The following is a 12,358-nucleotide window of genomic DNA, read 5'->3' as shown; positions in this document are numbered from 1 at the left end:
AAGCAACAGGAGACTAAAAATGGCTGAGAAGACATTGGAAGACCTTTTCCTCAATACGGTGAAGGACATTTATTTTGCCGAGCGCCAGATCCTCAAGGCGCTTCCGAAGATGGCGCGCGCTGCGCAATCGCCGGACTTGAAGGCGGCATTCGAAAAACACAGGGACGAGACAGAGGTCCATGTGGAGCGTTTGCAGAATGTCTTTGAACTGCTCGGCAAGCCGGCGCGCGGCAAGACCTGTGAGGCGATCCAGGGCATCATCGCGGAAGGCGAGGAAATCATGGAGGAATTCAAAGGCTCGTCCGCGCTTGATGCCGGGCTCATTTCTTCGGCGCAGGCCGTGGAGCATTACGAGATCACCCGGTACGGCACATTGAAGACGTGGGCGGTTGAACTCGGCATGAAGGAAGCGGCCAAACTGTTCGAACAGACGCTGGGCGAAGAAAGCGCGACGGACACGGCGCTCTCGTCGCTTGCCCAGGCCAGAGCGAACGTGAAGGCCAAATCCAAGGCGGCGTGAGCGGTCCGTCACCTGGGAGGTGCCGCTCAAACCTGCGGCACCTTCGATTTTTCAGTTGTCTCTTTCATGCGAGGCTGAACCATGAGGCTGTTTCGCGACAATGGATTGGCGATTGTCCTTGTCCTGACTTCCGTATTGACGATCGGTGGTATGCTGGCGACCGGTTGGGCGGTTTACAATGAGGAGCTGGCGCAACATCACGCCATGCCTCTCACGTTTTTTTCTTATGCAAAGAGCGGTCATTTTCTTTCCGCTTTGTTTGAAAACTGGGAGAGCGAATTCCTCCAGATGTCGGCTTACGTGATGCTGACCGCATTTCTTTTTCAAAGAGGCTCGTCGGAGTCCAAGGATCCTGACAAGACTGCCTCGCAGGATGAAGACCCTGCCCAAAAAGAAGATGATCCCAAGGCGCCCTGGCCGGTAAAACTTGGAGGATTTATCCGTGCCATTTATTCCTATTCCCTGGGTCTGGCGCTGTTCTTCCTTTTTATCGTCAGTTTTCTCCTGCATCTGAAATACAGTGCCGACACGGCGGCGTTGGAAGCCGCCATGCACGGCGAGCCCGAGACGACGCTGTTTGCGCATCTGGGAAGCGTAGAATTCTGGTTTGAATCGTTTCAGAACTGGCAATCGGAGTTTCTGTCGACTGCGGTCCTCGTCGTTCTTTCCATCTTCCTGCGCTTTCGCGGATCGCCGGAATCAAAGCCGGTTGCCGCTCCTCACGGCGAGACCGGCGGGTAGGGAGGAGGCATGATCAAATTTTCGGACGAGGGAGACTGGCGGCACCTGTGCGTCGATATGCAGCGCGTTTTCGCCGAGGATACACCATGGCATGTCGAATGGATGGACCGCATCAGCGAAGAGGTGGAGGCCGTGGTTCAGGCGGATCCAGCCCGCTGCATCTTCACCTGTTTTACGCCGCCGAAAACCGTAGAAGAGGCTCCCGGTGCATGGCGGGCCTATTATGAAAAATGGCCGATGATGACGCAGCAGGCCCTGCCTCGTGAGCTCATCGAGGTCATCCCCTCCCTATCGCGCTATATCCCACCCGCCCGTATCTTCCGCAAAAACGTCTATTCACCATGGCAACATGGTGGTCTCGGCGAAATCCTGCGGAAAGAACAGGTATCGACGATTGTGATAACAGGCGGAGAAACGGATGTCTGCGTTCTCGCCACCGTTCTGGGTGCAATAGACCAAGGTTTCCATGTCATTCTGGTAGAGGACGCGCTTTGCAGCGGAAGGGATGTGACGCACGACGCAGCGTTAAAGCTGCTCTCCGGCCGTTATTCGACGCAGCTGCAGGTCTGCGATACGGCGACACTCCTCGGTGCTCTTCCGTCGCAATCCGCTCGGTGGCTCATAAAATCCCCGTAGGCCAGCGTCACTTTTCTTCCGGGGCAACCATTTTGCGGTGTGTTTTGGTAGGATCTCGGATGAGGTCACGTTTGCCGCAGCCGACATCAGCTTGTTTTTCCAGCCGGACACGACGTCACCGTCGCCATTCATCATCGCATCATAGCCGATTTGCGCGACGAAGCCCGGATCGTCCTTCTTCTGTTTGCCGACCGGCGTATCGAGCATATCTGCGCGCTCGAAAAATGCCGTTTCTGTTGCTCCGGGCATCAGGCAGGTAACGGTAACGCCGGTGCCATCCAGCTCTTCACGAAGTGCGAATGAGAAGGAATTAATAAACGCTTTTGTCGCGTTATACACCGCCTGAAAGCTGCCGGGCATGAAACCGGCAATGGAGCCCGTGAACAGGATCCGGCCGCTGCCGCGCTGGCGCATGCCGTTGCCTATCGCATGCACCAGCGCAACGGTGCCGCTGACATTGGTGGCTATCACCCGCTGGATCGCATCCATTTTCTGATCCAGAAAACCGTTGCCCAGCCCCTGTCCCGTGTTCGCAAACAGCAGATCGACCGGGCTCTCTTTCGTCGCTATGCGGGAGAGAATTTTTTCCAAGCCTGCCTGTGTTTAAAGGTCGGCTTGCACCGCCTCCACTTCCATTCCCGCCGCCCGTAACTTCGTAGCGGCCGTTTCAATTTCCGCTTCGTCAGCCACGATGATGAGATTGTAACCGTCCTGCGCGGCGCAACTTGCCAGTTCGTACCCGATGCCTGACGATGCGCCAGTAATCACAGCAAGGCCCTTGATGGATTTTTTCGCAGGCATGGTTGTGCTCCTATGGCTTCAGGACGACCTTGATGCAGCCATCGTCGCGGTGGCTGAACATTTTATAAAGATCAGGGCCTTCATCGAGGGTGGCGCGGTGGGTGATGACGAAGGAGGGGTCTATCTCTCCCTTCTCGATCCGCCCCAGAAGGGTGGGTAGATAGGCCTGCACAGGTGTCTGAGCCATTCGTAATGTCAGGCCGCGATTGATCGCGGAGCCCATCGGGATCTTGTCGAGAAAACCGCCATAGACGCCGACGATCGAGACTGTGCCGAAGTTACGGCATCAATAAATAGCCTGCCGCAGCACATGTGGACGGTCCGTCCCCATGAATGTCGCCACCTTGATACGGTCGAGCCGCGAATCCCATCCGGCGGCCGGATCCGGTTCCGTCCCCACGGCGTCGATGCAGGCGTCGGCGCCGCGACCATGGGTCAATTCCATGATCTGCTCGTAAATATCGTCATCCAGATAATTCAGTGTGAGCGCGCCTGCGGCGGCCGCAAGGGCGATCCGTTCGGGTACGGAATCGATGGCTATGACGCGTTCCGCACCCAAAAGGAAGGCGGAGCGGATGGCCATCTGGCCGACATGTCCGCAGCCCCAGATGGCAATCGTATCGTCGGGCTGGATATTACAGAAATCCGCCGCCATGTAACCGGTCGGAAATGTCTGACAGGAACAGGACCTGCTCGTCCGTCAGCCCGTCGGGAACCTTGACAGGCCCGACATCGGCATCGGGAACCCGCATATATTCGGCCTGGCCCCCGCTGAAACCGCCCAGAAGGTGCGTGTAGCCGAACAGCCCGGCGGGGGAGTTTCCCCACATCTCCCGAACCTTATGCGGGTGGGGGTTGCTGCGCTCGCAGCCGGAGTAAAACCCTCTTTTGCAGAAGAAACATTCTCCACAGGCAATGGTAAAGGGAACGACGACCCGGTCTCCGACCTTCAGGGTCTTGTTGTCCCTACCGACGTCGACAACTTCGCCCATGGTCTCGTGGCCCATTATGTCGCCGCCGTGCATTTCGGGCATGATGCCGTTGTAGAGATGAAGATCAGAACTGCAGATTGCGCACGCGGGCACCTTGATAATCGCGTCGCGGCCGTGCTCCATTTATGGGTCGGGGACACTCTCACAGCGAATGTCGTGCTTACCGTGCCAAGTCAGGGCCTTCATGGTCGGTGTTCCTTCCAGATGGTGGAGCGGCATGTGCGCCGGGTCCACGCCTAACCGGGGGTCCTCATCAAAGTTCCAGGCTTTTTTGGCGACCGCGGCGCACCACGACGCGCAGCAACGGGCGCCGAGCCCAATCCATCGAACTGCTGATCGAGGACCTGAAACGGTGAAAATTGCGATTTTCGACCGGATTAACCCCTGAAATCGCCCTCGTTGGTGTCCCGTTCGTCGTAGTTCAAATCCCAGTCTTTTTCGGGCTTTTTGACCCCGGGTGGCAGCTTGTTGGCGGTTGCATCGTCTGAGCCGGTGATAACCCTTGGCTTGGCGCTCGCGATGCCGTTGTTATCAGAGGTTTTTTTGCCGCGTGCAAATTGCGGTTCGCTGTCCTTGTGGATCTGCTTCAGCTTGTCGTCCTTGTTCATAACATCCTCCTTGATCCGTGCCTAACCATTTTCCCGCGCCAATGTTCCCTCAAAGCCTTCGTCACGCCGGAACATCCCTCCGGCGGCATGGTTAGAAAACTGCGGGGGATGCGGATCCCTCATTCCCGAAACCACAAACGGAGATGAAGCGATGAGCCCACCAGACGATGACACCAAGCCAGAGCCCGGTACGGATGATGCTCGTTCCGGCAATAGCGACGATAGCCGAAAGGACAGGGAAGAGACGAGAAAAAACGCGGAACGCATGATTGAACAGAGGCATCCGAAACGACCACCCGGCAGCGCGGACAGCGCCTGAAACCACGTTGGCTTGACGTAAGCATGCCCGCCCAGGCGTTTCCGATAAGACCTTAGAATCGTCGCAGATTTCGCTATTGTACGTTGGCGTACAGCAACCAATGCGTCTGCCGAGACATTTGCCCATAGTGAAAGGATGGGAAAATGGCCAAGCACGCTGTGAGTGGAGTTTCCGGAAACACATTAAATGATGCGCAGCTGGAGGTGTTGCGTATCGGTATTGCGGATCTGGCGCCGGCCTTGACGGCTTTTGCCCGCCGCTTTGTCAGAAACGAAGAGGATGTCGACGATCTCGTTCAAGAGACGATGTTGCGAGGACTGCGGTCCCTGCACGGTTTTACGCCCGGCACGGCGTTGAAATCATGGCTCTTCACCATTTTGCGCAACACGTTCTGTACCCGCTACAAGGTGTCTAAACGCGAATGCGTAGGCTTGCCCGTTGGTATCGAGCAGACCATGTCTACCCCTGCTGGCCAGGAATGGCGTGTGCAGCATCAGGAAGTCATGCGGGCGATACGGAATCTCGACAAGGATCAAAAAAAAGCTCTGCTGCTTGTCGCCGGAGGGACGAGTTACTCCGATGCCGCGGCCATTTGCGGCTGCCGGGTGGGCACCATCAAAAGCCGGGTGAACAGGGCAAGGGAATCGCTTCGGCGCAATCTTGACTAAAGTGTAATTTCTCACAGTGCGGACGCCTCGTCCGTCCAACCGCATGCACTCGAGAGCGCTTTTCCGGCGGATCGCCGGAAATCATATTTCGGTGAGTTGAACCGGCCGCGCAAGACATTGCCGCGGCCGTTTTGTTTCTTTGCTCCTGTCAGCGGTCACCGATCGCAAATTGCAGGGCATAATCGCCATAGCTTGTGCCCTCGACACTGCCGTGCGGAAAAAGGTTTCCCCCTGCGCGGCCGGAAGACTGGTGAGGTTTGGCGAAAGGTTGGCGCGCATTTCCAGCCGTCCCGCGCTGAAATACCAGTCGATCGCCAGACACTGGGTCTCGCAGTCAAGGGAAACCTCCCTCTCGAAATCCGAGCACAGTAGCGGCCAGATGTAGCGGCGCCGTTTCTCAAGCAATGCCTTCATCCTTTCCCTGGGCAGCTTCCCCTCGGTCGTTTCCGCCTCATCCCACTTCAGGGTGGAGATTTGCATCGTGGGCAGATCATTCGGATCCAGCACCACCTCTGGGGCCTCGGGAGGTAATTCGCCCTGGAAGCTTTCCGCCTGTTTCAACCGATTCTTGATCTCCTGCTACCGGTCGTTTTCCGGGTGGTCTGAAAAAAAGAAGAACGGGTTGGTCGAACCATGGTCGTCGCCCATGAACATCAGCGGCGTCTGCGGGGCGAGGAGGAGGATCGTCTCAAGCATATCGAAAAGGGAAGGTTGTATCAGGGAACGCAGCCGCTCCCCGCGCAGGCGGTTACCGGCCTGATCGTGGTTATGCAGAAAGTTTACGAACCGGTGGGGCGGGAGATGGCTGCTGGGTTCACCGCTTCCGGCAAAATTATGAGAAGGCCGCGGGTGGCCTTGATAGACAAAGCCGGTTGCGAGCGAGCGGCGAAGACCGTATAGGGCTGGTTGGCGAAATCTTCGTAAATGCCACCGTCCTCATGCGTGGTGGCAACATGGATCACGTGGTGAAAGTCGTCGTTCCATTCGGCATCGACACCGACGAGGCCATCAGACGAAGGTGTCATGGGTGAGGCTGCATTTCGCGCGTCTTCCGTCACGATATGGACACGCCTGCTTGTTATCGTCCATTTCACGTGCCCTTCCATCTCGATCAGAAAATCGACGTCTCCGTCGCCGCCGGCGAGATGGTCGGCGGCATCGATCCGCAGCCCGTCAAACCGATAGGCCTCTAGCCAGTAGAGCGCGTTCTGGAGAAAGAACGACCGCAGCTCTGCGCAGTTGAAGTCCGGCGCGGTCCCCACGGCGTCCCGCCCTGCTTAAAGAATGTGGGAGCAAACGCCTCAATTGCGTTCCCCGTGGTGCCAAAGTGGTTATAGACGACATCCAGCAGCACCATGATGCTGTGGGCGTGGGCCTTATCTATAAAGGGCTTGAGGTCTTCGGGCGTGCCATACTCTCGCTGGGGCGCGAACTGCAGAACGCCGTCATAACCCCAGCCGCGACTGCCCGAGAAGGTCGCCAGCGGCATGAGTTCGACAACCGTCACACCGATGCTTGCGAGATATTCAAGCTTCTCCGCTGCGGCCGCAAATGTTCCCTCTTTTGTAAAAGTTCCGACATGAAGCTCATAGACGACCGCTTCGTGCCACGGCCGGCCTTTCAAGTCGGGGTTTTTCCAGCGGAAGTCATGGTTGACGATAAGGGAGGGGCCGAGCGGGCCTTCGTCCCCGCATGGCGAGATGCAGGATTATCGGAAACCTGGGAGGTGAAAAACTAAGCTGAAATCGTGGCAGGATGCCACCCGTCAGACCTGGATGTCAGCCGACACGCAATTTGGTTCGGAAATAGAGAGCGGCCAATTGCTGGAGTTTCGACGGATCGACGACGCCGCGATCATACATTTTCAGGACATAGCGGGCGACCTCTGCAGGGCATAGATCGGGGTCGCGTTCCGCAGACACAACATTTTCGTAGGCTGCCTTAACGATATTGATGTCTTCGTTCAGAAAAATTCCAGCACTCAGGTATTCGTGATTGGTTTGCATTTCACCTCCTTGAAACGCGCTCGGCGTTTCACAGCATGAGGGAAGATGCATTTATCTTATAGAGAAACGACCAAAGGTAAATGTTCGCAAGCGTACCAACGGCAACTGAGAACGGCCGCCCGGCCTACCGAACTCCCTCGCTCGCAATAACAGTCAGGTCGTCAAGCGCGGAATCAGAGCTGTTTTTGCGCATAAAACGGGCGAGCATTCGATTGTTTTCCTCCTCGGGCACGCCGTAGAGATCGCCGGCATAGGTCTCAAGCATCTCGCGGTTCTTGATCGTAATTCGTCCCCTTTCGGAGCGAATGAACCCAAGGCTTTCCAGCACGTGGAGAGCGTCCGTTACGCTCGCGCGTCTGACTGCCAGCATGGTTGACAGGAATTCGTGGGTCAGTTGCAGCTGATTGCTTTCCACCCGGTCGTGGCACATCAGGAGCCAGCGGGCGAGGCGCTCCGTTACGGACTGGGTGGCATTCGAAGATGCCGTGAATTGTATCTGTGTTCTTGAGACGTGCAGGGCGCAGACCAGAATGTCGAAGAATACCCGATGTTTTGAAACAAGCGCGTCAAACGACCTGATATCCATGAAAAGTGCTTCGCCCGGAGCCTGCGTGACGATTTCAGTCAGGTTCGTTTCCGCGCCTGCTACGGCTCCCGCCGGCACGAACCCCTCTTTGCCGACAACTCCCGCCTCGGTCTTGCGCCCCGATTTGGTGACGACAACAACGGAAGCTATGCCGGATGACAGGAAGAAGACACCCTCGATTGCCCCGCCGGCGGGTATCAGCACGTCGCCCAGTGCGAGCTTGATAGGCCTGCATGCGTCTGCAACCTCAACCCGGACGTCATCGGGTAAATGAGAAAGCAGAATATTCGCTTCGCCATGGCTATCGGGTTGCTTCAGCATGACACGTGCCTCCCTTTAATGTCTTATGCCTCCTCCTTGCGCCATCAAGGCGGAAACAATGTTTTCAATGTCTTTTGAACGATTGGAGAGGACAAAAGGTCCCGGCTCGCTATCGATGACCACGTCGGGCATGAAAAAAAGATAGGGAATGGCTTCGCCATCCAACTGCCCGGTGAGGCGTAGCAGGATGTTTGCCTCGTAACGAACGTCGATAATCGCGGCGGTAAATTTCAGAGCGGCTTCACTCTCTATGAAACTTGCGGAATACGGTCCTTCAAGGCCAATCTGCGCGTGAAACCAGGCCATTCTGATTTCCGGCGTCACGGTATCAGTCATGCCAATGATTGCGATGGTGAGGCGTTTGACTGTCTGCATGCTCTACTCCTCGCATACCACTGCATGCGTGTGCCTTTCCGCTTACCATAACGCCTGAGCAGGATGATTTCAGCCGCCCCCAGTCGGAATTTATCAAACAAGCGCGAGAGGGCTGGCGCGGCGTTGGGCATCGCGTCCCGATGATGAAAACCTCTTGCGGCGGTTTTCCTCGCCGCCGTCCCGCTTCGGGGGCGGAACAATTGCGGATGGGCGGGGTTGGGATGCCGCGCGCCCATGAGGAGGTATCGGATGCAGGCAAAAGACAATGACTTGGCTGATCCGCCACGGGAAAGCATCAGGCTTGAGCAGGATATAAACCGACCGGTAAGTGAAAGGCTCGATTCAAAGTTTTCACCCATCGGCGTAGATGACGGCGATTTTCGCCGCCGCGAACGCACCTGGAAAACCATGATGGTCTATGCGCTTGTGATATTTGCGCTGGCGGCCGCCATTGCGCTCTATTTTTTAATCGCGACGCATCCCGGTCGCACCGCGTGAGCCGGCGCCGGCCCGTCGTTTCGCCTAGACTTTACCCGCCTCCAGATTGTGACCATCAGTCGACGGCGGAACGCTGATTTCTGCGCTTCTGCGTCGCAGGGGAACATCCACCTGATGGGGCACCGCCACCATTACCTGAAGCGACCGGGACACCCGATTGGGGGCTGCGGTATCGGTCAGCGTCATATGGGTAGTTTGAGCGAAGCGTCTCGCCTCTTCGGTCCGCAGCATATCGTTCTCCAGCAGCTTTGCTGCCGCGAGCGCGAGATGTCGGCTGGGATAAACTCCTCTTATGATATCAGAGATGACGACGGCCCATCCATTTTCATGCGCCGTGATCTGGTATTCGGTGTTCTTTTTCATGGTGTTCAAGCCTCCCTGTTTGGCAGCCCCTAACCACGATTGGAAGAGCTTGTTCCAGATATTGAAGGCGGATGCGGCGGATTGCTTTCGCTAAGTCGTCCCGGCAAGAATTTCGCCTGTTCGGCCATTCCCCGATGCAGCAAGGGACCCTCCTGCAAATTCGTACGGAAACGTACTCACTGTTTTCATGCGATTTTCCGCTGTTAATATGACCGCTGCATATTGTTGTTTTCGAGCAAGGGGCGAACCGGGCGAACCGCTATGCTTGGATCTGATTTTCTTGTTTATAACCTGCTATTGAAAACCCTGGGCATGGAAGGGCTGTCACGGCTCGCGTCTCGAATGGAGCACGTCGATCTGCCGGCGGGGTATCAGCTCGTTGCGCCTGGCGTGCCTGTTTCCCATCTCTGTTTCATCGAAACCGGTCTGGCATCCACCGTCGTTCATAACGATAGCGGTAAAAGTATAGAAACCGTGCTCGTCGGCCGGGAGGGGATCACCGGCTGGCCCGCTCTTCTGGGCGCGGAAACCACGCCGGATGAAACCGTCATGGGTGTCGGCGGCCGTGGCTTTCTGATCCCCGCCGTCGAACTGCGACAGGAGATGGAGAATGACGTGCGGCTGCGGGAGCTTTTGCTGGGCTATATCAATATCTGTCTGCTTCAGGTGGGCCAGCTTGTGCTGGCAAATGGGCAGTACAGTCTGCGCGAAAGGCTCGCGCGCTGGCTGCTGATGTGTCATGACCGGCTCGGGACCGATGATCTGCCGATCACCCATGAGTTCCTCTCCACGGTTCTTGGCGTGCGGCGGCCGGGCATCACCAACGAGCTGCATGTTCTCGAAGGCATTCATGCCATCCGTGCCAGCCGAGGAAACGTCCGGATCGTCAATCGAAGCATATTGGAAGACGTCGCCGACACGACCTACGGCGTCCCGGAAAAAGAATATGAAAAACTGATAACTCGTATGCGGACGGACGTTGCAACGCTATCAGTCATTTCTGCTTAGCGCGTCAGCGAAGCGGACGACTTTCAATACTTCCTGCTGTTTATTCCGGATGATGATGCATCCTTCCGAGATATCGCGCCCTTGCAGGATTGCCTCGCTCATCAGCGCCCGGGCATCTTGGAGCGCCTCCTCGATCGCCCGGTCGAGCGACGGCAGATCGCTGCCTTCCGGATCATCGAGGATGTTTTTGCCGCTGATCACGGTGAAGAAAAATCTTGGCATGTTGGTTCCTCAGGAAAGACATGGTCGCCGTAGGCGCACCGCGGAGCCATTCTGGAGATGCGATCGGATTTGCCGGATTTGTCCGTCATCGTCATGTTCCCTCGGATTGGATTTTCTCTCTCGCGCCTAACCGGGGCAACGCGAAATTGTTTCGAAAAAAGTTGCCCTGCTGTGTCGTTGTCTTCGCGGAACATCGTCGCCGCAAAGAGGTTGGGTGGGTTCGCAACCCAACCGGAGGCAATGATGACCAATAATTCTCCACGAGATGGCGCTCCCGGCACCACCGACCAATCACCCCGCTGGGAGGGCCCGAAGGAAACCCGCCCCAGAGGCTACATGGAGCCCGCTGACGATCCCGAGCACGATCGGGATGCTGTTGGGGAGAACCTCAAAAACCCACGTAAGAAGCGTGTTTCCGACGCAATGAAAACGCGCGACGACAAGTAATGCGCGGCTCGTCCGCTGCGACAGGAGGAAGACATGTCCACTTCAACAAAAATACCGGCCAGCATCTGTCAGGGCGGGCCGGGTGCATCGCATGAAAACGCGAAGGCACCCTTGGAAATCAAGAAACCCGCCGCAGATAACGACAAGCGTTCGAAGAGCAGGGTTTCCGGAGGAGGTCGTGGGCGTGACAGTCACCATACCCATGACCCATACCGAAAATCATGTGTCGCCGGGAGAGAAACAATGAAAAAGGCTAAAAAGAAATGGTCGCAGAAGGTGACCAAGGAAAGCGACGCGCTCGATCTTGAGAAAGACGTGTTCACAAAAAACGATGCCTCGGAGATTCCCAGATCGCTCAAAGCCTCGGCAGAGCAATCTGATAGGCGCAAGGTCGATGTTACGGGATTAGCCCACTGATTTATCGCGGTCGATTTGCGCAACGGCCGAAATAGACAGGGTTACCCTGGAGTATATCGGTCAGCGTTGGTTAAGCGCCGAGTTCGGCGCTGATTGGTCCGCAAGCTTTCCTCGCGACTTTTACGATTCATGCAATACATATGCCTCGCGCAAATCCAGCATCAAGACGGTTCGCGGTGAGCCTACCGAGGATGGCGATGCTGCGGCTCTGGGGGTCGAATGCGTGTGCCAACGACAAAGAGAATGGCGCTGATGGCTGCCAGCCCGGCAAAGAGCAGGAACGTGCCTGGTCCGCCAAAGGCACACCAGGCACGTTCCTGCCTAGCGTCGGTCCCTTTAAAATCTCCGATGGTTGAGAACGAGTGAGCGCCAAAATAGCTGCCTCTGCTATGGTCGTGCGAGATACCCTCGACCAATATGTACTCCACCGCAGGGCACGAAGAGAATCTCTCCGATCGTGAAAACATCCATCGAGGCTACCGGACCCCAGGAGCCCACGCACTGAGAAAGCCGAGTTGGGCAAACGCAAGCAGCATGCAGCCGATTACGAGGCCGCGGATTGCGGCTGTGCGCTCGATGTACTGGCGCGCCAACGCGTTCCCGATCGGGACAATCGCGGCATTGATCAAAACGAGATAGGCATATCCATGCCTCCAGCGACATGGCTGGTAAGGCACGGAGCGGGTGTCGTTGACCGCTGGTCGGCATGGAGATGGAACCGTGCCAGTTGACCAGCCTCTTGTCGTCATTTGCAAATCGTGCTCGGAACGCTGGGTCTCTGCTGCCGACACCGTCGCGCACAAACTCGGCCACCAGACGTTTTGGATCTG

General features: G+C 56.7%; 16 protein-coding genes and 4 pseudogenes. 9 read left to right on the top strand and 11 right to left on the bottom strand.

Annotation, left to right across the window (positions count from 1 at the left end):
* Window positions 1–19 precede the first annotated feature (19 nt).
* From AC5SEO_RS19040 to AC5SEO_RS19030, 3 genes are all read left to right on the top strand, one after another.
* Window positions 20–520: a YciE/YciF ferroxidase family protein gene (locus tag AC5SEO_RS19040; RefSeq protein ID WP_112401954.1), complete on the top strand. Its 501-nt coding sequence runs from the start codon at window positions 20–22 to the stop codon at window positions 518–520.
* 81 nt (window positions 521–601) lie between these two features.
* Window positions 602–1,261, top strand: coding sequence for a DUF6766 family protein (locus AC5SEO_RS19035; RefSeq protein ID WP_060642989.1), 660 nt, complete (start codon window positions 602–604; stop codon window positions 1,259–1,261).
* Between the two features lie 9 nt (window positions 1,262–1,270).
* The gene (locus AC5SEO_RS19030; RefSeq protein ID WP_162705641.1) at window positions 1,271–1,897 is read left to right on the top strand and encodes a cysteine hydrolase family protein; all 627 of its coding nucleotides are present in this window, start codon (window positions 1,271–1,273) and stop codon (window positions 1,895–1,897) included.
* A gap of 30 nt (window positions 1,898–1,927) precedes the next feature.
* Here AC5SEO_RS19030 and AC5SEO_RS19025 read toward each other — a convergent pair.
* The 3 genes and pseudogenes from AC5SEO_RS19025 to AC5SEO_RS19015 all read right to left on the bottom strand — a co-directional run.
* A pseudogene (locus AC5SEO_RS19025) lies at window positions 1,928–2,698 on the bottom strand (SDR family NAD(P)-dependent oxidoreductase); the annotation flags it as partial.
* A gap of 10 nt (window positions 2,699–2,708) precedes the next feature.
* Window positions 2,709–3,876, bottom strand: a pseudogene (locus AC5SEO_RS19020) (zinc-dependent alcohol dehydrogenase).
* Between the two features lie 191 nt (window positions 3,877–4,067).
* Window positions 4,068–4,298, bottom strand: a complete 231-nt coding sequence (locus AC5SEO_RS19015) for a hypothetical protein (protein ID WP_060642987.1) — start codon at window positions 4,296–4,298, stop codon at window positions 4,068–4,070.
* Window positions 4,299–4,760: 462 nt separating this feature from the next.
* Between AC5SEO_RS19015 and AC5SEO_RS19010 the strand changes: the two genes are divergently transcribed.
* Window positions 4,761–5,285 carry a sigma-70 family RNA polymerase sigma factor gene (locus tag AC5SEO_RS19010; protein WP_060642985.1) on the top strand — a complete coding sequence of 175 codons (525 nt, stop codon included), beginning with the start codon at window positions 4,761–4,763 and terminating at the stop codon, window positions 5,283–5,285.
* Window positions 5,286–5,366: 81 nt separating this feature from the next.
* Here AC5SEO_RS19010 and AC5SEO_RS19005 read toward each other — a convergent pair whose 3' ends face one another.
* The 6 genes from AC5SEO_RS19005 to AC5SEO_RS18980 form a co-directional block, all read right to left on the bottom strand.
* On the bottom strand, window positions 5,367–5,846 hold the full coding sequence (locus tag AC5SEO_RS19005) for a DUF3459 domain-containing protein (RefSeq protein ID WP_323455155.1): 480 nt from the start codon (window positions 5,844–5,846) through the stop codon (window positions 5,367–5,369).
* Window positions 5,847–6,064: 218 nt separating this feature from the next.
* Entirely contained in the window at window positions 6,065–6,547 is a 483-nt protein-coding gene (locus tag AC5SEO_RS19000) for an alpha-amylase family protein (protein WP_320188087.1), read from the bottom strand.
* Window positions 6,475–6,909 (bottom strand): alpha-amylase family glycosyl hydrolase, encoded by a 435-nt coding sequence (locus AC5SEO_RS18995; protein ID WP_320188088.1) that lies wholly within the window; start codon window positions 6,907–6,909, stop codon window positions 6,475–6,477. The genes AC5SEO_RS19000 and AC5SEO_RS18995 overlap by 73 nt, the downstream gene beginning before the upstream one ends.
* A 154-nt stretch (window positions 6,910–7,063) precedes the next feature.
* The gene (locus tag AC5SEO_RS18990) at window positions 7,064–7,291 is read right to left on the bottom strand and encodes a hypothetical protein (protein WP_060642984.1); all 228 of its coding nucleotides are present in this window, start codon (window positions 7,289–7,291) and stop codon (window positions 7,064–7,066) included.
* Window positions 7,292–7,415: 124 nt separating this feature from the next.
* Entirely contained in the window at window positions 7,416–8,198 is a 783-nt protein-coding gene (locus AC5SEO_RS18985; protein WP_060642983.1) for a Crp/Fnr family transcriptional regulator, read from the bottom strand.
* A 15-nt stretch (window positions 8,199–8,213) separates the two neighbouring features.
* On the bottom strand, window positions 8,214–8,573 hold the full coding sequence (locus AC5SEO_RS18980; RefSeq protein WP_495363931.1) for a hypothetical protein: 360 nt from the start codon (window positions 8,571–8,573) through the stop codon (window positions 8,214–8,216).
* Window positions 8,574–8,822: 249 nt separating this feature from the next.
* Here AC5SEO_RS18980 and AC5SEO_RS18975 point away from each other — a divergent pair, with 249 nt between their 5' ends.
* Complete coding sequence (locus AC5SEO_RS18975) at window positions 8,823–9,071, top strand: hypothetical protein (protein WP_320188089.1); 249 nt, start codon at window positions 8,823–8,825, stop codon at window positions 9,069–9,071.
* A gap of 24 nt (window positions 9,072–9,095) precedes the next feature.
* Here the strand turns inward: AC5SEO_RS18975 and AC5SEO_RS18970 are convergent, their stop codons facing one another.
* Window positions 9,096–9,434: a hypothetical protein gene (locus tag AC5SEO_RS18970; RefSeq protein ID WP_060642980.1), complete on the bottom strand. Its 339-nt coding sequence runs from the start codon at window positions 9,432–9,434 to the stop codon at window positions 9,096–9,098.
* Window positions 9,435–9,695: 261 nt separating this feature from the next.
* On the opposite strand from AC5SEO_RS18970, the gene AC5SEO_RS18965 reads away from it, so the two are divergent.
* Window positions 9,696–10,442: a Crp/Fnr family transcriptional regulator gene (locus AC5SEO_RS18965; RefSeq protein ID WP_495363930.1), complete on the top strand. Its 747-nt coding sequence runs from the start codon at window positions 9,696–9,698 to the stop codon at window positions 10,440–10,442.
* On the opposite strand, the gene AC5SEO_RS18960 is transcribed toward AC5SEO_RS18965, so the two are convergent.
* Window positions 10,425–10,664 carry a DUF6894 family protein gene (locus tag AC5SEO_RS18960; protein ID WP_060642978.1) on the bottom strand — a complete coding sequence of 80 codons (240 nt, stop codon included), beginning with the start codon at window positions 10,662–10,664 and terminating at the stop codon, window positions 10,425–10,427. The genes AC5SEO_RS18965 and AC5SEO_RS18960 overlap by 18 nt on opposite strands.
* Window positions 10,665–10,907: 243 nt before the next feature.
* Between AC5SEO_RS18960 and AC5SEO_RS18955 the strand changes: the two genes are divergently transcribed.
* From AC5SEO_RS18955 to AC5SEO_RS18945, 3 genes and pseudogenes are all read left to right on the top strand, one after another.
* Entirely contained in the window at window positions 10,908–11,111 is a 204-nt protein-coding gene (locus AC5SEO_RS18955) for a hypothetical protein (RefSeq protein ID WP_060643048.1), read from the top strand.
* A gap of 33 nt (window positions 11,112–11,144) precedes the next feature.
* Window positions 11,145–11,330 (top strand): annotated as a pseudogene (locus AC5SEO_RS18950) (hypothetical protein); the annotation flags it as partial.
* A gap of 24 nt (window positions 11,331–11,354) precedes the next feature.
* Window positions 11,355–11,501, top strand: a pseudogene (locus AC5SEO_RS18945) (DUF3175 domain-containing protein); the annotation flags it as partial.
* Window positions 11,502–12,358 lie beyond the last annotated feature (857 nt).

It is taken from the genome of Agrobacterium sp. K11, from assembly GCF_059429395.1.
The sequence above is the reverse complement of the archived record's forward strand: the minus strand, read 5'-3'. Positions and strand labels throughout refer to the sequence as shown.